Source organism: Pantoea sp. SO10, assembly GCF_005281435.1.
Classification (GTDB): Bacteria; Pseudomonadota; Gammaproteobacteria; order Enterobacterales; family Enterobacteriaceae; genus Pantoea; species Pantoea leporis.
On record NZ_CP040095.1, the window covers coordinates 463,624 to 484,758 of the forward strand.

22 protein-coding genes and 1 tRNA gene are annotated in these 21,135 nt (G+C 55.2%); 8 read left to right on the forward strand and 15 right to left on the reverse strand.

Translation table 11 applies throughout. The features are described 5' to 3' along the window. Positions 1-489: 489 nt before the first annotated feature. From FCN45_RS02040 to FCN45_RS02055, 4 genes are read left to right on the forward strand one after another with little or no spacing between them, the layout of a single operon-like run. Entirely contained in the window at positions 490-1,014 is a 525-nt protein-coding gene (locus FCN45_RS02040; RefSeq protein WP_101762319.1) for a fimbrial protein, read from the forward strand. 53 nt (positions 1,015-1,067) lie between these two features. Beyond that, complete coding sequence (locus FCN45_RS02045) at positions 1,068-1,754, forward strand: molecular chaperone (RefSeq protein ID WP_137385018.1); 687 nt, start codon at positions 1,068-1,070, stop codon at positions 1,752-1,754. Positions 1,755-1,765: 11 nt separating this feature from the next. After that, a complete protein-coding gene (locus FCN45_RS02050; protein WP_137385019.1) occupies positions 1,766-4,324 on the forward strand; it encodes a fimbria/pilus outer membrane usher protein in 2,559 nt (852 codons plus the stop codon). 11 nt (positions 4,325-4,335) lie between these two features. Continuing rightward, positions 4,336-5,346 (forward strand): fimbrial protein, encoded by a 1,011-nt coding sequence (locus FCN45_RS02055; RefSeq protein ID WP_137385020.1) that lies wholly within the window; start codon positions 4,336-4,338, stop codon positions 5,344-5,346. 40 nt (positions 5,347-5,386) lie between these two features. Here FCN45_RS02055 and FCN45_RS02060 read toward each other — a convergent pair whose 3' ends face one another. From FCN45_RS02060 to nac, 7 genes are all read right to left on the reverse strand, one after another. Continuing rightward, positions 5,387-5,662, reverse strand: coding sequence for a hypothetical protein (locus FCN45_RS02060; protein ID WP_101762315.1), 276 nt, complete (start codon positions 5,660-5,662; stop codon positions 5,387-5,389). Between the two features lie 88 nt (positions 5,663-5,750). Continuing rightward, on the reverse strand, positions 5,751-6,488 hold the full coding sequence (locus FCN45_RS02065) for an amino acid ABC transporter ATP-binding protein (protein WP_101762314.1): 738 nt from the start codon (positions 6,486-6,488) through the stop codon (positions 5,751-5,753). A 9-nt stretch (positions 6,489-6,497) separates the two neighbouring features. Continuing rightward, positions 6,498-7,253 carry an amino acid ABC transporter permease gene (locus tag FCN45_RS02070; RefSeq protein WP_137385021.1) on the reverse strand — a complete coding sequence of 252 codons (756 nt, stop codon included), beginning with the start codon at positions 7,251-7,253 and terminating at the stop codon, positions 6,498-6,500. Positions 7,254-7,258: 5 nt separating this feature from the next. Continuing rightward, positions 7,259-7,954 (reverse strand): amino acid ABC transporter permease, encoded by a 696-nt coding sequence (locus FCN45_RS02075; protein ID WP_137385022.1) that lies wholly within the window; start codon positions 7,952-7,954, stop codon positions 7,259-7,261. A gap of 22 nt (positions 7,955-7,976) precedes the next feature. Next, complete coding sequence (locus tag FCN45_RS02080) at positions 7,977-8,729, reverse strand: SDR family oxidoreductase (protein ID WP_137385023.1); 753 nt, start codon at positions 8,727-8,729, stop codon at positions 7,977-7,979. Between the two features lie 112 nt (positions 8,730-8,841). Beyond that, positions 8,842-9,258 carry an acetyl-CoA carboxylase biotin carboxyl carrier protein subunit gene (locus FCN45_RS02085; RefSeq protein WP_137385024.1) on the reverse strand — a complete coding sequence of 139 codons (417 nt, stop codon included), beginning with the start codon at positions 9,256-9,258 and terminating at the stop codon, positions 8,842-8,844. Between the two features lie 109 nt (positions 9,259-9,367). Further along, positions 9,368-10,291 carry a nitrogen assimilation transcriptional regulator NAC gene (nac, locus tag FCN45_RS02090; RefSeq protein WP_137385025.1) on the reverse strand — a complete coding sequence of 308 codons (924 nt, stop codon included), beginning with the start codon at positions 10,289-10,291 and terminating at the stop codon, positions 9,368-9,370. Between the two features lie 486 nt (positions 10,292-10,777). Between nac and FCN45_RS02095 the strand changes: the two genes are divergently transcribed. Then, positions 10,778-11,980: a pyridoxal phosphate-dependent aminotransferase gene (locus FCN45_RS02095; protein WP_137385026.1), complete on the forward strand. Its 1,203-nt coding sequence runs from the start codon at positions 10,778-10,780 to the stop codon at positions 11,978-11,980. 32 nt (positions 11,981-12,012) lie between these two features. Here FCN45_RS02095 and FCN45_RS02100 read toward each other — a convergent pair whose 3' ends face one another. From FCN45_RS02100 to FCN45_RS02115, 4 genes are read right to left on the reverse strand one after another with little or no spacing between them, the layout of a single operon-like run. Continuing rightward, on the reverse strand, positions 12,013-12,786 hold the full coding sequence (locus FCN45_RS02100) for a 5-oxoprolinase subunit PxpA (protein WP_137385027.1): 774 nt from the start codon (positions 12,784-12,786) through the stop codon (positions 12,013-12,015). Positions 12,787-12,806: 20 nt separating this feature from the next. Beyond that, a complete protein-coding gene (locus FCN45_RS02105) occupies positions 12,807-13,793 on the reverse strand; it encodes a biotin-dependent carboxyltransferase family protein (protein ID WP_137385028.1) in 987 nt (328 codons plus the stop codon). Beyond that, positions 13,790-14,500, reverse strand: coding sequence for a 5-oxoprolinase subunit PxpB (pxpB, locus tag FCN45_RS02110; RefSeq protein ID WP_137385029.1), 711 nt, complete (start codon positions 14,498-14,500; stop codon positions 13,790-13,792). The genes FCN45_RS02105 and pxpB overlap by 4 nt, the downstream gene beginning before the upstream one ends. A gap of 2 nt (positions 14,501-14,502) precedes the next feature. Then, a complete protein-coding gene (locus tag FCN45_RS02115) occupies positions 14,503-15,342 on the reverse strand; it encodes a transporter substrate-binding domain-containing protein (protein WP_137385030.1) in 840 nt (279 codons plus the stop codon). A 270-nt stretch (positions 15,343-15,612) separates the two neighbouring features. Here FCN45_RS02115 and FCN45_RS02120 point away from each other — a divergent pair, with 270 nt between their 5' ends. After that, a complete protein-coding gene (locus FCN45_RS02120) occupies positions 15,613-16,533 on the forward strand; it encodes a DMT family transporter (protein ID WP_137385031.1) in 921 nt (306 codons plus the stop codon). A gap of 134 nt (positions 16,534-16,667) precedes the next feature. Here FCN45_RS02120 and FCN45_RS02125 read toward each other — a convergent pair whose 3' ends face one another. Then, the gene (locus tag FCN45_RS02125; protein ID WP_101762304.1) at positions 16,668-17,363 is read right to left on the reverse strand and encodes an RraA family protein; all 696 of its coding nucleotides are present in this window, start codon (positions 17,361-17,363) and stop codon (positions 16,668-16,670) included. Positions 17,364-17,824: 461 nt separating this feature from the next. On the opposite strand from FCN45_RS02125, the gene FCN45_RS02130 reads away from it, so the two are divergent. Beyond that, entirely contained in the window at positions 17,825-18,190 is a 366-nt protein-coding gene (locus tag FCN45_RS02130; RefSeq protein ID WP_137385032.1) for a type II toxin-antitoxin system RelE/ParE family toxin, read from the forward strand. After that, positions 18,177-18,476 (forward strand): helix-turn-helix domain-containing protein, encoded by a 300-nt coding sequence (locus tag FCN45_RS02135; RefSeq protein WP_137385033.1) that lies wholly within the window; start codon positions 18,177-18,179, stop codon positions 18,474-18,476. Before FCN45_RS02130 ends, FCN45_RS02135 begins: the two co-directional genes overlap by 14 nt. 88 nt (positions 18,477-18,564) lie before the next feature. On the opposite strand, the gene FCN45_RS02140 is transcribed toward FCN45_RS02135, so the two are convergent. From FCN45_RS02140 to FCN45_RS02150, 3 genes are all read right to left on the reverse strand, one after another. Then, positions 18,565-18,640, reverse strand: a tRNA-Phe gene (locus tag FCN45_RS02140). A 108-nt stretch (positions 18,641-18,748) separates the two neighbouring features. Then, a complete protein-coding gene (locus FCN45_RS02145) occupies positions 18,749-19,327 on the reverse strand; it encodes a transcriptional regulator (protein WP_101762303.1) in 579 nt (192 codons plus the stop codon). Positions 19,328-19,393: 66 nt separating this feature from the next. Then, positions 19,394-21,094, reverse strand: a complete 1,701-nt coding sequence (locus tag FCN45_RS02150) for a protein-disulfide reductase DsbD (RefSeq protein WP_137385034.1) — start codon at positions 21,092-21,094, stop codon at positions 19,394-19,396. Between the last annotated feature and the right edge of the window lie 41 nt (positions 21,095-21,135).

Consider the following 21,135-nt stretch of genomic DNA (forward strand, 5'->3'; position numbering starts at 1 on the left):
AATTAACGCAACGTAATATAACAGTTTTATTTCTGTAATAGTTAAGCCGGCGTTATAAGAAGCGTATGAATAATAACCGCCTTTGTTTTGGTGGTGTAAGCATCATCTCGCGATATTTAGCCTTTCCGGCGGCAATTGCAGACATATCTTGAGGATACTGAATTTTGTCTCGATCGAACAAAATACTGTCTTAAGTAGTTTTTTAGATCTTTAGATCGTTAAAATGCAAATGTTAAGTTTTTTATTCTAAAAAAAGATCTTAAAAAAGATCAAAGATCTGTAAATTGACCGTCGCGCTAATTTTTTTAGGGTTATATTTCAAATTAAGCACGAATAATCAAAAAAACTTTCAATAGCCTGAAAATTGTCATTTACTTAAAGCGGTCGAAGGGCTCCAACATTACTTCGATTAATGTTTCTTCTGCTGTGGAAATGAACCTTCATTGCTTTAGCAGAGACATTTTTTATGACGATTTTTGAGGCTTAATCATGAAAAGCAAGTTCGCAGTATTGGTTGCAATTACGGCTTCTCTTGGATTTATTGGCACGACAACTGCTGCTGATGGCACGATTAATTTCACGGGTACAATTACCGATAACGCTTGCACGGTGGATACTGGCTCTGCCAACCAAACCGTGAATCTGGGCACCGTTTCGAGCAAAACCTTCACCGGAGCCGGTGTCACCGCGGCACCGACTCGCTTCAACATTAATCTGACAAGTTGTCCTGCTGCGGTAACCTCGGCCAGCGTACGTTTCGATGGCGCAACCTCTGCGGGAAATAACCAAATCCTCGCTCTGAACTCAGGGCAAACTGCCACTAATGTGGGTGTCGCGCTGTATGAGCAAGACAGTTCCACTCTCATCCCTATCGCCAGCAAATCGGCTGATCGTCCAATCACGGCAGCCGGCCCTAATGTACTGACCTACATAGCGAAATATTACGCTACGGCCACGCCAGTTACTGCGGGTACAGCAAACTCCACGGCGACCTTCACCATTGCTTACAACTAAGTAGTTTCAGAGCCGCGTCATGCGGCTCTTTCTTTCGTCACGGAGAGAGATGGATGTTTAAAAAAAGTCTTTGGCCATTGGCCATGGCACTTTTGTGCCTGTCGCCTATGGCTCAGTCTGGTGTGCAGATTGGTGGCACACGCCTGGTTTATGACGGTAAAAACAAGCTGGCCGCGATAAGTGTGACTAATCCAGACGATCGTCCCTATTTGATTCAATCCTGGGTTAGCGGTCAGGAAGAGAGTGATACCGCTGATGACACTTTCATCACTACGCCCCCGCTCTTCCGCCTTGAGCCGCATAGCCAGAATTCGGTGCGCGTTATCTACAGTGGCCACACGTTGCCAGACGATCAGGAATCCGTGCACTGGTTGAATATCAAGATCATCCCGACGGTCAATCGTCAGGCCACTAACGATCTCGTTATCACCATTAAAAACAAGATGAAGTTATTTTACCGGCCCGCAGAGTTAAGCGGCGATCCCGCATTGGCTTTTACCCGGCTCAAATTTCGCCAGCGTGAGGGAAAACTCGCGGTGTTTAATCCCACGCCTTACAGCGTTTCGCTCTACGACCTGACCGTAAACGGTTCAACCATGACCAAACCGCCGATGGTGCTGCCTTCACAGGAAATCGTTCTGGGCCAAAAAGTGCATGTTGGCAATCCGGTGAGCTGGCGAGCGATTAATGATTTCGGCGGCATTACAGCAGAACAAACATTAAAAGTGGGCACCGATTAAAGGAGAGGGCCATGTCGATGAGACAAAATATACCTTTAACGCTGAGGCCTGCTTTTCAGCGCACCTTACTTAACATGTTAATACTGGCTGCAATATCCATTAATGATGTGGCTGCAGAGGATTATTTTGATCCTGACACGGTGGAACGACACAGCGGCCAGCGTGCAAATCTGGATCTTTCCACTTTTAGCCACAGTGGAGGCCAGGCGGCGGGCGTTTACAACGCCGACGTTTACCTGAACGACAATTTTGTTGGATCAAAAAGCATACGCTTTGAACCCGGTGCGAAGGGTCTGCAGCCCCTATTAATAAAAGCTGATTTTATGCGGTGGGGCGTGAAAGAGAATGCCACACCCGCTTTCGTGAAAATCTCACCTGCGCAGGAAGTGACGAATATCGCTGCCATCATCCCGCAGGCGCAAACCCGCTTTGATTTAAGCCAGCAACGCTTAAACGTCTCCATTCCACAAGAATATGTACGACATAACGCACAAGGGTATGTTGGCCCAGATGAGTGGGACGATGGTGTCAACGCGCTATTTATGAATTATGGCTATTCAGGTGCCAATAACTGGAGTGATTATCGTCAGGGAAGTGATAACAACGCGTATCTTAATTTGCGTAGCGGTATCAATCTCGGGGCCTGGCGCGCGCGCAATTACACCACCTATAGCCATAGTCAGGGTAATGATAAGTGGAACAGTATTAATACCTACGTTCAGCGTGACATCAAACCCTGGAAAAGCCAGCTGGTATTGGGAGAGAGCTATACACCCTCAGAGGTATTCGATAGCTTCCCCTTTCGTGGAGCTCAGCTCTACTCAGACGACAATATGCAGCCCGAGAGCTTACGAGGATTCGCACCCGTTGTACGAGGCATTGCGCAGAGCAATGCGCAAGTTACCATTCGTCAGGACGGTAACATCATTTGGCAAGCCTATGTGCCACCCGGACCTTTCGCCATAAATGATCTTTATCCTACCTCGGCCAGTGGCGATCTTGAGGTGGTAATAAAAGAAGCGAATGGCAGCGTCCGACAGTTTGTTCAGCCATTTTCTGCGGTGCCTATCATGCAGCGTGAAGGGCGTTTCAAATATGCTTTCACGGCCGGGCAATATCGTTCAACCGGGGGATCGGCAAAAAAACCGGGCTTTATACAAGGCACAGGTATCTATGGTTTGCCTTATAGCTCAACCGTTTATGGTGGATCTATTCTGTCGGGTGATTACACGTCTGCATCGGTTGGTGTGGGGAAAGGTCTGGGGTTATTGGGTTCGATTTCGCTGGACGGGACATTCGCCAATGCCCGTTTAATGGAAGAAACTCATCGCGGTGGCTCATTTCGTTTTCAATATGCAAAAGATTTCGCAATGAGCGGCACCACTTTTACTCTGGCTGGCTACCGTTATTCCACCTCTGGTTATTACGATTTTAATGAAGCCAATGGCTATTACGCGAATACACTACCGCCGGGTTTCCGGGGTAATCCCAACAACCGCAATGAAGTTGAACAAGCCCGACGCGAATGGCGAAACTGGCGTTATAGCCATAACAGACGCAGTAAATCCCAACTCAACGTTAATCAATCGTTGGGTGATTATGGCAGCCTTTTTCTCTCCGCTTACCAGCAACAATATTGGGGCGTGACAGACAAGGAGCGCAGTTTGACGCTGGGCTATAACACCAGCTTTAACGCCATCAATTACTCCTTTAATTACAGCTATTCACAGACGCCGTTCTACACCAACCACGATCAAATTTTTTCGCTGGCGGTGCAGATTCCCTTCGGCCGATTTTTATCCAAAAGCTGGCTGAACTTCTCGGGCAGCACCGACAATCACGATAAAACCACTGGCGCGGTGGGGTTGTCAGGCACTGCACTGGCAGACAATAACCTGAGCTATAGCGTGCAACAGGGTTACACCAATCAAGGGGTTGGCGCCAATGGCAATGCGTCAGTCAACTATAAAGCACGCTTTGGCGAATACCAGGCTGGCTATAACTACTCGCGGAATACCCGACAACTGAATTACGGCGCAACGGGCGGCATTGTGGTGCATCCCTATGGTGTGACTCTGAGCCAGCCGTTGGGTGACACCATGGCCTTAGTGCGTGCTGAAGACGCGGAAGCGGTTCGCGTGCTCAACCAAACCGGCGTGCTGACTGATGGCAGAGGTTATGCCGTCGTACCCAACGTAACACCTTATCGCCGCACCTCGCTTTCGCTTGATGCCAATTCGCTCGGCGATAACGTCGATCTGCTGAGTGACAGCCAAACAGTGGTGCCTACGCAGGGGGCCGTAGCATTAGCCAATTATCCCACGGTATCGGGGGCAAAAATGGTCGTCACCTTACGTGGGCGTCAAGTGCCGTTCGGCGCACGTGCCAGCGTTGCCAACGGCGAAACCCTTTCGCATGGCATCGTTGATGACAAACAACATGTTTACCTCAGCGGCGTGCCCGCAGCGGGCGTGGTTAAGGTGAACTGGAAGGGCGGCGAATGTCAGGCTCCGTTTACGTTAGGAAAGGCTCAGTTTGGTGTCAATTCTGTGACGGCACAGTGCCGCTAAAGGAAGCATTTATGCGTTTATTTCTTTTATTACCGAGCATTTTTTTCATTGGGTTGTACGTTAACTTTGCGCAGGCTTATACCTGTACCACCACCACAGCCGCGACGACAATTTCTCCTCCTGCGATAGTGATTCAACGGGATTTACCGGTGGGATCGTTGATTGGCAGCCAGATCACCTCGGGTGCGGTGAACACATATACTTGTACTAACACAGCCCCCGCGTTGACTTTTCAAAGTGTGGGCGTAAAAGGCACCGGTAGCTATGTCACGACCATTGGGGGCCGGCGAATTTACAGCACCAATATTGCGGGGATTGGCTTTGCTATCGGTGCCATCTCAGTGAACAATTGCAGTAACTCAAGTGGCTGGGTTGATGGAACCGAAACGGGAGATGGTAATGCGAACAATAGGTTGCTGTGTTCGGTCAATGGCTTAATGGCGGGACAACCTCTGCGCGAGCAAGCGTTGCTACAGTTCTATAAAACCGGACCAACCGGATCGGGGATGGTCACCGCGCAGCAGGCAGGATCGTTTATTTTGCACAACAACCAGGCGTTCTGGCATTCACCGGAATCGACTATTCTTATGAATGGTTTCAGTGTCACAACGCTGGCGTGTTCAGTCAGTAATACTGCCATCGCCGTGAATATGGGCAATGTGGATAAGCGTGCGTTCAGTGGGACGGGCAGTTCACCCGATGCCAGCTTTACGCGTAATTTTACCCTTCCGCTTAACTGTAATGCCGGCACCCGCATCAATGTGAAGATTGATGGAAATGCCCAAAACTCCGCCAATGGGGTATTAAATCTGACATCAGGTGCCAATACGGCAAGTGGAGTGGGCGTGCAGCTGCTGTTTAACAATGCGCCTGTGCAACTGGGCGCTAATATTGTTGCCGGAACTTCGGCCAGCGCGGGGAATTATAATATTCCGCTTCAGGCGCGTTATTACCAAACGACCGCAACCATTACACCTGGCACAGCTAACAGTTCCGCGACTTTCACTCTGACCTATCAATAAATAATTTTCCCCCTGGCGGGGGAAAATTGTCAGTGATGACTCACCGATAGATCACTTCAACAGCTTTAATATGGCCCGATGATTGCACGCTGACATTGCCGAGTTGAAACGGCAGCGTCTGCTGTTGCTTATTGAATCTAATCTGACGCACTTTATCGACACCATTCTGGCTACATTGCACTGCGGCATGCTGGCTATTGGTCGTCGTCGTACAGGCAGGCTCAACTATCGCACCGGTAAAAGAAACGGTACCGCCCTCAGCCAGAACGGCTTGGGCAAATAGCAAACCAGAAAATAATACGAATGCTGTTTTCATCGGTCTTCTCCTGGTGGTGGCATAAAGAAGAACGACAAGTTAGGACCAAACTTTAATTAAAAATGGCGATAGTGAAAAAATATCCCCCTTAATGCGATCGCAGGTCGCTTAGAAAGCGCTGCGCGCGCGGGTGCTGCGGCTGGGTGAAGAACTGTTCTGGTTGTGATTTCTCCAGAATCTGTCCCTGGTCCATAAACCAGATGGTATCCGCCACCTCACGGGCAAAGTTCATTTCGTGGGTCACGCACATCATCGTCATCCCTTCCTGCGCCAGACCGCGCATCACCGACAATACTTCGCCGACCATCTCCGGATCGAGCGCCGAGGTCGGTTCATCGAACAGCATCACCGGCGGCTTCATCGCCAGCGCGCGAGCAATCGCCACGCGCTGCTGCTGGCCGCCGGAAAGCTGCGCCGGATAAGCATCGGCTTTATGCGCTAAGCCCACACGCTCCAGCAATTCACCCGCCTGACGACGCGCTTCGCTGCGCTTCACGCCCAGCACTTTCATCGGCGACATCATGATGTTCTCGGCCACCGTCACATGCGGGAACAGGTTGAAGCTCTGAAACACAAAGCCGATGCGCGTGCGCAGCTGATTGAGGCGCGTGCTGCTGCCGTGAATATCGGTGCCATCAAACACAATCTGGCCGTCATCGATCGGTTCTAAACGGTTAACGGTGCGGATCAGCGTCGATTTGCCCGAGCCGGAAGGGCCGCACACCACCACCACTTCACCGGGGTTAATTTCGGCGCTCAGGTTGGTCAGCGCCTGATACGCGCCGTACCATTTATTAACCTGATTAAACATGATCATCGGTCCCATGCGGTTTCCTTATTGCGAAGAGGTTTTAGTCAGCATCACCGCGGGCGCCACGCTGGGCGTTGGCTGCGGTGCTTGACGACGTTTCTGCGCAATGTGCGCTTCGAGTTTATTGGCCAGCCAGGTGAGGCTGAAGCAGATGAGGTAGTAGCTCAGCGCCACAATGGCGAACACCTGAAACGGTTTGGTCAGCAGCTGATTACTCACCTGATTGGCGGCAAAGGTCAGCTCCGGCACGTTAATCACATAGCCCAGCGTACTGTCTTTGATAATCGACACCAGCTGGCTAACCAGGCTGGGCAGGGTGTTGAACAGCGCCTGCGGCAGAATAACCAGACGCAGGGTTTTCAGGTGGCTCATGCCCAGCGCGCGCGAGGCTTCGTATTGGCCGTGCGGCAGCGCCTGAATGCCGCCGCGCACGATTTCGGCGATATAGGCACTCTCATAAATCACCAGCGTACACAGCATGGTGGCGAAACCGCTGATGTTGTGGCCAATCAGCAGCGGTACACAGAAGTAAGTCCAGAACACTACCATCATCAGCGGGATGCCGCGCAGCAGGTAAACCCAGCCGGTGGCGGGCCAGCTCAGCCAGCGCCACGGCGACAGACGCGCCAGGCCCAGCAGCACACCAATCGGAAACGCCAGCAGCACCGCCAGCACCGAGATCAGCAGCGTACAAAGCACGCCGCCAATCGGACCGTTTGGGTATTGCCCCATCAACAGCAGCATGCCGTTGTCATGCAAAATGGTGAACATCTCAAACATCGCCATTACCTCGCATAGACGCGCTGGAAGCGGCGGGCCAGCAGTGCGCCAAGGCCCATCAGCAGCAGGGAGAAGAACAGATAACCCCCGGTCGCCACGATGTAGGATTCGAAGGTACGGAACGTTTGGTTCTCAATATCGCGCGTTACATAGGTGAGATCCGCCACACCAATCACCATCGCCAGGCTGGTGTTTTTAAACAGCAGCACCGTGTGGTTGATCATCGCGGGCATCGCATTGCGAATGCCCTGCGGCAGAATAACGCCGTGCATGGCGCGCACGTAGCTCATGCCGAGTGCGCGCGCAGCTTCGTTCTGCCCGTCGGGAATGGCGCGCAGGCCGCTGCGGATATCTTCGGAGAAGTACGCCGCCTGACACAGGCCCAGCGCGGTAAGGGAGAACAGGAACTCGGCGTTGTAGTTGTTGATCCACATCTGCAGCGCTTCCGGCAGCAGCGTGGGAATGGCGAAGTACCACATCATCAACTGGATCAGCGTTGGCACATTGCGGTGATAAGAGACATAGGCTTTGACCAGCCCAACCGCGATGCGGTTTTCAGTCAGGCGAATCACCACCAGCAGCAGCGCCAGCACCATCGCCAGCAGCCAGGCACCCAACGCCAGTTCAAGGGTGATCACCGTTCCGTCAACGATCATCTGGCCGTATTGGCCGGTTATCACACTGCTGAAATCGAGAGCCATTCTGTTACCTCATCATCGCCTGCTACGCGCTGTGGTCGCCCGGTCGCATGGTGGAAAGACCGCCCGGCACCTGTAATGTCGGGGTGATTTCGATGTTGCCGATATTTACCGCCAGCGGTGCCGCGAGCGCGAAAGCAACGCAGTCGGCGATATCTTTGGCCTGCGGCAATTCAAAGCCATCAATGAAGCGGCGGCGCGCCTCTTCGTGATCGCCAGACACGTTGCCGAAGATATCGGTGGCGACGCGGCCCGGACAGATTTCGGTGATGCGCACTCGCGCGCCGTAGCAATCGACGCGCAGCTGGCGCGAAAGGGCATGCACGCCGGCTTTGGTGGCGTGATACACCGAGTTACCGTTGAAGTTGTAGATGGCAGCAATCGAGGTGATGTTGAAGACGTGGCCACGATCGCGCGCCACCATACCCGGCACCAGCAAACGACACAGATGCAGCACCGCGCGCAGATTGACGTCCACCTGGGTTTCAATCACGTTCTCGTCGGCATCGAGGATCGAGCCCGGATGCGACAGGCCAGCGTTATTCACCAGAATGTCGATTTCGAGATCCTGGCACAGCGCGGTCAGCGCCTTTATGTCACTGACATCCACCGCGTGCGGAATACAGCCGGTACGATCGGCCAGCGCCGCCAACTGCTCTTTACGGCGCGCCACCGCGTGCACGGTGATGCCCTCCTGGCACAAGCGCTCAACAATCGCTTCGCCCATTCCCGCCGATGCGCCGGTCACCAGCGCGGTTTTGTAATCTGAAAATGGCATCTGCCTCTCCTCGTTATGGCGTCTTTTGACTGTATGCAGTTATGCCGCAAGGGCATAAGACATAAAAATTTTGAGGCAATAAGCGCCCCTTATAACCCCGCAGGGCTGCCATTCATGGCGACTGAAACATCAACACGTCCTCGCCATACTCCACCGCAGACAAATGCTCTGCCGCGAACGACTGCACCGTGCCGCTATCCGGGCTAATCACCGGCACATACAGCGGGCCAACCTGCACCAGCGCCACCACCGCACCGGCCTCGATGTGCTGGCCGGGCGCGACAAAATCCTGCGGGCTATGCGGATGGCGGCGCAGCAGCGTGCCGGGCATCGGTGCGCCGATGCGTTGCGGGATGAGGGGGATTTCAGCGGCGGGAAGCGTGACAGGCGCGGGCGTGGCTGGCGTGGCGGCGAAGGTCAACCGCACTGACCAGTGCTTGCCATCGAGCGCCAGGCTGTTCAGCCCGGAGGATTGCATCTTGCGCGCCAGCGCACGCAGCGTCGGCAGCGGTATTGCGGTTTTATCCATGGAATTCCCGTCAAAGCGAAACACGCCCGCCGGAGCGGGCAAAATCGTAATCTAGCGCGTTCGCAATACGGGCAGTAAGAGGGTTTCGCTTTGCGGCAATAAGCGGGACTTATCCCACCAACGTCAGAGGATGATTCTCAACGTTGCGGCGCGACATCAGCGACAGCAGGATCGATTTCACCGCTTCGGCCGGCTGTGACAGCGGCAGGTGATCCGACATGCAAAACGACAGCGACACCTGCACATCCGGATCGACGATCTTTGCCATCCACGCATCGCCGCTTTTCAGCATCGCGCGCGCTGCGGATTCCGGCATGATGGTGGTGCCAAGTCCGGCGCTCAGGGCGGCATTCAGAGTGGTTTGCGACTCGATCTCGCATTTCACGCGGTACTGCAGATTGTTGTGTACGAAGGCATCATCGAGCACTTTGCGCATGATGTTGTAGACGCGCGGCAGGAACAGATCGTATTGCGCCACCTGCGCCAGCGGGATCTCTTTCACCGGCTGCGCGAGGCTAAACGGGCAGACGAAGTAGAGATCCTCTTTCATCAGCGGCATAAAGCGCAGGCCGTGAATGGTGCGATGATCGTAAATCACCGCCATATCCATGCGGCCATTCATGATCAGTTCGCTTAACGTGGTGCCGAAGTTCTCATTGAAGTAGAGCACGATGCCGGGATGCTGCTGCTGCACTTCCATCATTAGCGGTAACGCGAGGTTTTGTGCCGCGGTGCCCGGCGCTAAGCCAACCGAGACGCTGCCGTTCAGTGACGCGCCGACCAGTTCAATGGCACTTTGTGCCTGCTCGCACTGGCGCAAAATCGCCTGCGCATGGGAATAGAGCGTTTTACCGGCTTCGGTCGGCGTTACGCCGCGCTTGGTACGAATGAGCAGTTGCTGATTCACTTCCCCTTCCAGCGTAGCCAGCTGCTGGCTCAGCGCGGGCTGGGCAATATGCAAAATATCGGCGGCCTGGGTCAGGCTGCCCACATCAACAATTTTAACAAAGTACTTCAGGCGACGAAGATTCATGAACGCTTCCTCCAACAGAACGCATAGCGGGTATCAAGCAAACTTGATGCCAAAATAGGCTTTCGCGAATGAACTCAGACAGGAGGGTAGAGCTACAGTGCCTCCTACGGCAGGTGCTGAGTTGGACAGTTGCCGAGACGGCGAGGGTAAAACAGCGACCTTTGCACTAGTATGGTGCGATTCACTCATTAGATTTGGCGATGATGGGAGTGAGTAAACCGGCGTTGCGCGCTGTTAACCGGCACTCAAAGTAACACTCTATTAACATTGCGTCAGGCGCTGGCGCGTGACCTGCCGCGCATTTCCACATCAGGCTCGCCACCTTTATGGCGAAAGTGTGCGGTCGGTTCAGTCATCGCTTTGTGTTATATCACCACAACAAAGCACTATTAACCGCCGCTTCGGGCAAAAACCTATCCTCTGGTAAACGTCGTGTTTGCAGCTTGCTGCAAGCCTTTCATGCTGAAACTGAGCCAGGATTAACCCATGCCCGAGATAGCCGATCGATTAAAGAATGTGACCGTTTCTGCCTCCGTTGCCATGACCCAAAAGGCCCGCGATCTCGCGGCGCAGGGCATTGATGTGGTGGCGCTTTCTACCGGTGAACCCGATTTCCCCACGCCACCTCACGCGATTGAAGCAGCTTATGCCGCTGCGCGCGCCGGGGATACGCGCTATCCGCCCACCGACGGCACGCCGGCGCTGCGCAAAGCGATCCAGCTGAAGTTCAAACGCGATAATCAGCTCGATTACGACGTCAGCCAGATCCTCACCGCTGGCGGCGCTAAGCAGATCATTTTTAACGCGATCCTCGCGACCATCAATCCAGGCGATGAAGTGGTGATCCCGACGCCGTCGTGGATCAGCTATGCCGATATCGTCAAATTCGCTGGTGGCGTACCGGTGGCGCTACCCTGCACACAGGAGAACGGCTTCAAACCGCTGCCAGCCGATTTAGACGCCGCCATCACCGACAAAACCAAATGGCTGCTGCTCAACTATCCGAGCAATCCCACCGGTTCGGTGGCGAGCAAAGAGGAGCTGCAGGCGTTGGGCGAGGTGCTGCTGCGCCATCCGCAGGTGTGGATCATGACCGACGATATCTACGAACACCTGATTTATGACGATGTGCGTTTCTACACGCTGGCGCAGGTTGAGCCGCGTCTGTTTGAGCGCGTGCTGACGGTGAACGGCGTATCGAAAGCCTGGTCCATGACCGGCTGGCGATTGGGCTTCTGCGGCGGCCCGGCGTCGTTGATCAAAGCGATGAGCAACGTGAATACCCAGAACAGCGGCGGCGTCTGCACCTTAACGCAGGCCGCGGCGGTAGCGGTGCTGGAAGGCCAGCAGGATCTGCTGCAGGAGCGCGCGCGCATCTATCGCCAGCGCCGCGATTACGTGCTGGAGCGCCTGACGTCGATTGATGGCCTGCGCTGTCACAAACCGCAGGGCGCATTTTATCTGTTTGTGAATATCGCGGGCTACATCGGTAAAACCAGCGCCGGTGGCAGATTGATCACGAATGATGCCGATTTTGTGCTGGCGCTGATTGAGGAGCAGCACGTAGTCACGGTGCAGGGCGCGGCGTACGGCATGAGCCCGTTTATCCGGTTGTCGTATGCCACGAGCATGGAGCGGTTAGAGACGGGATGCGATCGCATTGCGGCGTTTTGTGGTGGATGCGTTTGATGTCCAGGTCGCCAAAAATGGCGACCTGGTTTTTACCTGGATTGTAGAACCTCTGCCGCCGGGGCAACCTGATGGCCGCTGGCTTCGATTTCGCTGCGCACAATGGTGGCGAGCGCGAGTGAACCTGGCGTGTCGCTGTGAACCAGAATCGAGCGCGCACGTACGGCAATCTCTTCACCTTCAATCGTCGTCACCGTGCCGTGCTGCAAAAACTGGCGCACGCGGGCACGCAGCGCGCTTTCCTCGTTGATCACCGCACCGGCAATGCCGCGCGGCACCAGACGGCCTTGCGCGTCATAGGCGCGGTCGGCCAGGAACAGCGTCAGCGTTTTCAGGCCAGCCGCCTGCGCCGCGACTTCAATGATCGTATCGGGCTGGGCGAAGATGATCAGCTCGCTATTGATGCGCGCCACTAACTCCATCACCTGTTGCGCCAGCGCGGCATCGCGGTTGACGATGTTGCCCATTGCGGCGTGGAAACTGAAGTGGGAAACGTAGGTGCCTTCCGCGCGGGCAATCGCCGTCAGCGCGCCGAGCTGATAGGCCACTTGCTGGCAAATCTCTTCGGCGCTAAATGGCAGTTCGCGGCGGCCAAAACTCTGACGATCCGGCAAGCCGGGATGCGCGCCAATGCCCACGCCATTTGCCTTCGCCAGCCGCACCATGTTGGTCATGATCGCCGGATCGCCGGCGTGGAAACCGCAGGCGATATTGGCAGATGACACCACTTTCATCAGCGCGGCGTCATCGCACAGCTGGTAAACGCCGAAGCCTTCGCCCATATCGGAATTCACATCAATCTTCATGTTTAGTTTCCTTGTGCGGATTAAACGGTAAGCGCTTTACGCAGTGGCTGGCAGCTAACACGCAGGCGGCTCAGCCAGCGCGTCACTTCCTGTTCGATGGCAATCGCTTCATGCACATCGCTGCGGATCAGCTGGATCGACTGGCCCGGCAGCACTTGCCCAAGCCGCCAAAGATCCTGCTCGATCACGCCAGCGATCTTCGGATAACCGCCGGCGGTGTTGGCATCGCTTAGCTGGATGATCGGTTCGCCACCCGGCGGCACCTGCACAATGCCGGGGATCAGTCCGTAAGATCGCATCTCAACGGTTTCTGACGGGAAGATCGGATCGCCAGAAAGCCGATAGCCGGTGCGATTGCTTTGATTTGATACCTGCCAGGATTGCTGCCAGAAGCGCGCGGCATCGGCGGCAAACAGCGGATATTCGCCAGAGGGAATGGCACGCAGCTGAATTTCTCCGGCGCTGTTGCTGGGGAAAAAGGCATGTAACGCGCTGTCCGGCGGTTCGATGCCAATGCCACTCTGCGGAAGTGCCGGGCCGCGATTTTCGCCGAGTGTTAGCCGATCACCACGCTGCAGCGGGCGTCCTTCAACACCGCCGAAGCCGCCGCGCAACGCGGTACTGCGCGAGCCGAGCACCAGCGGCACATCAATGCCGCCAGAAACACACAGATAGCCACGCGCGCCGCTGCGCGGATAACGCAGCTCCAGCACTTGCCCGGCACGCACGCTGCAGCCCCACCACGGTGGCAGCGGCGTGCCATCCAGCGTGGCGCGGCAATCGGCGCCGGTCACCGCGATGCTGCCTTCCTGCAGAAAACGCACGCGGAACGGGAACAGCTGCACTTCAATCGCCGCTGCATTTTCGTCGTTGCCGAGGAGCAAATTACCGGCACGCAGCGCCAGCGGATCCATCGCGCCGCTCACCGACACGCCCATGTGGCGATAGTTGAAGCGACCTAAATCCTGCACCGTGTTGAGCGCACCGCTCTGTTCGATCTCAATCACAGCTCAATCCTCTGCGGCAGAAAACGGATGCGATCGCCCGGTGCCATCAGCGCGGGCGATGCGGCCAGCGGGTCAAACACCGCCAGCTCGGCAAAACCAATCGCATTCCAGCCGTTCGGGCCGGTCAGCGCCGAAACGCCCGCCTGCGCGCCACCGATGGTGACGGTGCCTTTCAACATGCTGAGCGACGGCACTTTCTTGCGCGGTGTCGCCAGCAGCGGATCGAGACCGTGCAGATAACCGAAGCCCGGCGCGCTGCCCAATGCAAACACCGTGTATTCGCTTTGATGGTGCAGACGCACCACCTCGCGTGGGCTCAAACCGGTATGGCGGCACACCGCCTCGAGATCGGTGGCGTGTTCTCCGCCGTAATGCACCGGAATTTCAATCAGTTTGCCCTGCGGACTGATCGCCTGCGCCTGATCCCATGCGGCATGCAGCTGCATGCGCACGGCGATTTCATCAGCTGGAATATGGCGGAACAGTACCAGCAGATTGGTGACGCCGGGGATCAGCGCTTCAATCGCTTCATCGGCATGCAGCAGGCGCGCCAGCGACCAGATGCGGCGCTGCGCCGGGAGATCGAAACCGCCTGGCGCTTCCACCAGCCACGCGCGTGCGCCGATGGTGGAGAGCTTGATAGCAGAGGAGCAAGCCAGCGCGGGAACGCTGGCAGGCTGGAGAGCAGAGTGCGACGTCACGGGCATGGTTATTCCAGCGGTTCAAATTTCAGACTGGAGAGCGGCTGTACGCGCTCTTCGCGCACCATTTTGTATTCGGTGTTGGGCCCAATCCACGTATCCCAGATTTTGTCGATGGTGCCGTCATCGTCCATCGCCTTCAGGCTGCTGTTGACGCTGGCCAGCAGCGCCGGTTCATCACGCTTCATGCCGACACCAATCGGCTCCAGCGCCATCGGTTCTTTGATCATCGCCAGATTGATGCCGTCTTTTTTTGCCTGCGAAATGGTTTTGATGCCGGTCATGGTGTTGGTGACGAAGCCCACCGATTTGTTCTGCTCCAGCGCGAGGAACGCGGAGGCTGAATCCTGGAAGGTCACCGCTTTGCCGCCTTTGATATGGATTGATTGCTCAGAAGTGGTGCCTTTGGTGGCGCTGATGCGTTTGCCCTTGAAATAGCTCAGCGGCTTGTCGGCCAGCGGTGCTTTGACCAGCAGCATCTCCTTGGCGACGTAATAGGGATCGCTGAATTGAATCTGGTTGCCGCGGGTTTTGGTGTAGGCCAGATTGGCGATCAGTACGTCGGCGCGGCCGGTAGCAATCACCGCAATACGCGCTTCCACCGAGGTGGGCACCAGCGTCAGTTTGACGTTCATCTGCTTCGCCAGCGCGTTACACAGATCGATATCCATGCCCGCCAGCTGACGTGTTTTCGGATCCGGAGAAGAGAAGGGCGGCACGTCCGAATAGACCGCGCACTTTAGCTCGCCGCTGGATTTGATGTTGGCCATCATGTCGGCATGAGCAGCCGAAATAGCCAGCAGCGGCAGCAGTGCCAGCCCGATGGTGGTACGTCTTTTCATGGTCATGTGAACTTCCTCAATGATGAATACCACGGCGTCACCGGGACGGAGCGCCTGCGTTCTCGTTTTTCTGGACTATATCGGCTTTGTTTTCAGACGAAAAAGAGGGAAACCCTGTCGTGCAATAGCAAAAAAATATGGCTAAGCGGCGCATAAGTTCTTTCTATTCGGGCAGAGCAAAAAAGTGTTATCCAGCGCACACTTTTCTCGCCAGGCTGATTGCAAGTCCTCTCGGCAGTCCCGCCGATTGCATGTGGTAGAGAGAAGTGAAAAAGCATGAATGCCCGATTAGGCGTGTTACTGAAGATACTGGCCGCGCTGTGCGCCACCTTGATGCTGGCGTGTGTGAAGGGGCTGAACGGCGCCATTCCCACCGGCGAAGTGATTTTTTTCCGCAGTTTTATCGCGCTGTTGCCGCTGCTGATTTGGCTGAAAATGCAGGGCAACGTGCTGGACAATCTCAAGACGCGTAACCTTTTTTGTCACTTTATTCGCGGCTTCTCCGGCACCGGCGGCATGTATTTTAACTATCTGGCGCTGGTCTATATTTCGCTGGCCGATGCCACCGCGCTGAGCTATGCGGCGCCGCTGTTTACCGTAATCCTGGCGGCGATGTTGTTGAAAGAGCGGGTGCGGGTTTCGCGTTGGGTCGCCGTGGTGGTGGGATTATCCGGCATTTTGATCATGCTCTCTTCCAGCCTGAGCACCAGCGGCGCGCTGTTTTCCCATGGGGCCAGCAACGCGACGACGAGTATTGGTGTGGCATGTGCGTTGCTGGCGGCGCTGTGCTCCGCGACCTCTAACGTGCAAATTCGCTTCCTCAACGGCATCGAGAAGCCGGGCGCGATCGTGTTCTATTTCTCACTGATGACTACCGTAATTGGCCTGGCGACGGCGCTGTTTGGCTGGAGCAAACCCAGCGCGATACAGCTGCTGTTGCTGGTGGGCTGCGGCCTGTTTGGTGGGCTGGCGCAGATTCTGGTGACGCTGAGCCTGCGTTACGCCGATGCGTCACTGCTGGCACCGTTCGATTACACCACGCTGGTGTGGTCGATGCTGATTGGTTATCTGTTCCTGAACAGCCTGCCGGGCAGCACCACCTTGCTGGGCGCATCGATTGTAGCGCTGGCCGGGATATTTGCGGTGTGGCGTGAGAATCGCCAGCGCAAACTGGCGATGGTGAGCAGTACGCCTTAGCGTTGCGCAATAATTTGCGCTGCGACAAATAGGTGTACGCATCCGTAGCGGCGCGATTTATCGCGCAATGAATTGCGCCGCTACACATAGGTGCACGCATCGGTAGCGGCGCGATTTATCGCGCGGTTTTGTTTCTAACGAAACACATCATCAATGATTTCAACCTGCTTGGTGCGCAGCGTCTCATCCAGCCAGCTGCGTTCGAGTGAGCCGGTTTTCGCCAGCTCGAAGTTGTGTTCATCAACGATTAAATACGCCTGCGCCGCTTCGAGAATGCGTGCGGCATCCTGGCGAGGAATCACAATCACACCATCCGCATCGCCCAGCACGATATCGCCCGGTGAAACGTGAATTTTACCGCAGGCAATTGGCACGTTGATCTCGCCCGGACCATCCTTGAACGGGCCGCCCGGCGTGTGACCGGCGGCGTAGATGGGGAAGTCCATGCGTGACAACCCTTCGATATCGCGGACCGGTCCGTCCAGCACAATGCCTTCCATACCGCGCTGTCTGGCATAGGTCGCCATCACTTCGCCCATCAGCGACTGACTGCGATCGCCCTCGTTCGACAGAATAATCACATCGTTTCGGCCCGCCATATCCAGCGCTTTGTGCAGCATCAGGTTGTCACCGGAACGCGCTTTAACCGTCACCGCCAGGCCACACATGATCGGTTGGCGCGGCGCGGTTTTCAGGCTGATCTCGGCCGACAAGGCGGGCAAACGGCTCATGCAATCCGCCACCACCGCAGCCGGTAACCGGCGAAAAGCTTCCAACAGCGGTTCGGCATCGGCGGGACGACGTAAATAGATTCGGTTTCCTGCGCTCATGGTTATTTTCCTGTAGGGAGTGATTTAATTAATCGCGTTGTGTTTCTGAATAAATAATTAAAGATGAAAGTGAGACGCTTTATTTTTCGTTTTGATGAGTCATTACTTCAATGATTAGGGCGTTAAGCTAACAAGCTGAATCAGCAGGTGATTACTGGTATGAAATTAAGCTTACGCGATTACGCAGATGTTACGCAGGGGATGTTACGGCTAACCGAGACAGGATCACGAATTACTATTTTGGATGGGTTTAACTCACTGATAATTAATTTTATTGGATTTTATTATGGGGAGATAGATTAAAAGTATTAGCTGAGTATTTAATTTGTTTTCAGAGGAAATTCTCAAATTTAAAACGTTAAGTGCAGCGGCAAGTAGAAATCATGATGTAAATCATCTCTCAAAATATAACTTTCAGTTTATATGTTAAGAATATAAACTACAGTTTATGAGAGGCAAGTTTGAACAGTTGGGAAGTCGAAATTACTTTGCTCTTCGCAGCATGGCTGCAAGAACAAGATGACGAAATGGTTGAAGATGTGTTGTCGAGTCTCGAACTGCTGAAAGTGTTTGGCCCAATGTTGGGGCGACCGGATGTCGATACCGTCACCGGCTCTCGTTTTGCCAACATGAAGGAACTTCGCGTTCAAAGCAATGGAAGGCCTATTCGCGCATTTTTCGCGTTTGATCCCGTGAGGAAGGCTATCGTGCTGTGTGCGGGGGATAAAACTGGAGTGAATCAGAAGCGTTTCTACCAATCGATGATCAAACTAGCCGATAAAGAGTACAAGCAGCATCTGGAGGAACTAACCAATGCAAAAACTTGAAGAATTGATTGCGCAGCGTTCCCCTGAATCTCAGGAGCGCATTAAAAGTAAGGCTGATCAAAAAATCATGGAAATCCGCCTGCGTCAGTTGCGTGAGGAGCTGGAACTTTCACAGGTGCAGCTGGCTGAAAAGATGGGTATCTCGCAACCTGCTATCGCAGCGATTGAGGCGCGAGGTGACGAGATAAAACTTTCCAGCCTGAAAAAATATGTAGAAGCGTTAGGCGGTAAGTTGAGTCTGAATGTTGAACTTCCCACCGGAGATGGTCGGATATTTCAGATCTGATGTGGGGGAAGATGTCGGTGAGAAACTGGCATCTTTTTCAAAACGCAGAAAAGCAAAAACCCAGCCATAAGCTGGGTTTTCAGAATGTTGGTGCCCGGACGCGGAATCGAACCACGGACACGGGGATTTTCAATCCCCTGCTCTACCGACTGAGCTATCCGGGCAACGGGGCGCATTAAACCCTAATGGCTTACAGCCGTCAACGGCTTTCGTCAAAAAAGCGGTGCAATCGTGATTGATTGCTTGCTTTTCAGACAAGGTGAACAAAAAGGCTACGCCAGCGCACCATTTTTGCGGCACAGCGCGATGCCGAGTACATCTTCCGCCAGACGCCGCGCCGTCGCGACATCCTGTACGTTGCGTTTCACCAGCAGTTTGCTCAGGCAACCTTCCAGAATCAGCTCCATCTGATCGGCCACCATGCTGGGATTATCCAGCGCTAAATCGACCAGAATTTCATGGGTGAATTGCCAGGAACTGCGCTTTTGCTGTTCGGCTAGCTGATGCACCGGCTGATCGGGTTGCGGATAGAAGCTGCAGGCGGCGATAAACAGGCAGCCGGGAAAACGACCTTTGCTGACGTGCTCACTCAGCACTTCGTAGCGGGCTAACAGCTTTTGTTCGGCGCTGAGGTGTTCATCAAGCTGCACCTGACGACGCCAGCTGTCAATCTGCTGGCCGTGATAGCGCAGCGCGTCATACAGCAAAGCATCACGATCGGGCCAGAAACGCGTGAGTTGTTCCGCTTCAAGACCGGTTGCACCAGCCAGCTGAGTTAGGGAAGTGGTGGCGGCCAGGCCACTTTGTTCGAGCACATTCAACGCATGCTCGAGTATTTGTTCACGTTGCAAGTGACTCTCCTCTGGAATGCGGGCCCGCTCGCGGACGAAAGGACAGTGTCCTGCTGACAGTGTCGTTTAACGTGACACATTCTGCAAATGCGTGCGGAAATCGGCGGCGTTGAGGAAGCCGGTGACGCGCGAATCGGGGATCTCTTTGCCTTGCGCATCGAAGAACAGAATGGTGGGCAAACCTAAAACCTGCAGATGCTGCAACAGCGCGTTGTCCTGCGCGTTATTGGCGGTGACATTGGCTTGCAGCAGTTGTACCTGACTTAGCGCGTTACGCACGCCCTCATCGCTAAAAGTGTATTTCTCGAACTCTTTGCAGGCCACACACCAGTCGGCGTAGAGATCGACCATGGTGATACGGCCTTGCGCCTGCTGTAGCGCGCTGTCGAGCTGCTCGCTGCTATTGATGGTGTGGAACGGCAGATGCGCCACGGCTTGCGCGCTGTTGCTGCTGCCAAACGCCCAATCCTGTAGCGGGCGCGCACTGACCAGCGCGGCAGCAAGCATGATGACTTGCAGCACGCGCCATTTGCCGCTGGCGCGCAGGCTGAGGCTGAATGCCCAGGCAAAAAATGCCACGCCAAGCAGGCTCCACAGACGGATGCCCCACAGATCGCCAATCACGCGTTCCAGCAGGAATACCGGTAGCGCCAGAATCACAAAGCCAAAACCCTCTTTGACGGTTTGCATCCACGGCCCACTTTTTGGCAGCAGCTTGTTGCCAAACATCGTCACGGCAATCAGCGGCAGGCCCATGCCGAAGGCATACAACCACAGCGTGCCGGCTCCGGCCCACAGATTACCGCTCTGCGCGATGTACAGCAGAATGGCGCTGAGCGGTGCGGTGGTGCAGGGCGAGCAGATCAACCCGGCCAGTGCACCCATCATGAAGACGCCCGGCAGCGAGCCACCTTGCTGGCGATTGCTCCACAGCGTGAGGCGCGTTTGCAGGCTGGCAGGCAATTGCAGCGAGAACAGGCCAAACATCGACAGCGCCAGCACGATAAACAGCGCCGACAAGCCAATCAGCACGTAAGGATGTTGCAGCGCCGCCTGGAAGCGTAATCCGGCCGCTGCCACAACCATGCCGAGTACGGTGTACGTCAGCGCCATACCTTGCACATACACCATCGCCAGCGCGAACAATCGCCCCATCGAATAGCGGCGCGGGCCTCCTAAAATGATGCTGGAGATCAGCGGATACATCGGCAGCACACACGGCGTGAAAGCGACGCCAATACCAATCAGCAGCGCCCAAAGCGGTGAAAACGGCAGCGGCGTGCTGTGATTGGCGGGCTGCGCACTGACCGCAGGCGCAGCCTGATTGGCGGCAACCGCGCTCAGCGGCACCGCGCGGGTTTCCGGCGGATAGCAGAAGCCCGCAGCCGCACAGCCCTGATAGGTCACGGTGACGGTCGCGCCGGCATCGGCCTGGCGCAGCGTGATCGGCAGTTGCAGATCCTGCGGATAGATTTCACTTTTGCCGTAGAACTCATCTTCATGCGGCTGGCCCGGCGGCAGCGTGAGTGGAGCAATTTGCGCTTTTTGCGGCGTGACGTGGATTTGCTGGCGATAGAGATAGTAGCCATCCTTCACTTTCCAGCTGAGCGTCAGCTGATTGCCTTGCTGAGTGAAATCGAAGCCAAACGCCTGATCAACCGGCACAAAGCGGCTGTTGTTGTTCGGGGAGAAGAGTGAGGCTTGTGCCGAAAGGCAGAAAACCAGCGCCAGGCAAAAGCCGGCAAGGCGAAAGAGTCGTGCAGCCATAGCGAATGAGTGAGCTCCGGTGGCGAATAGGCCGCGATAAT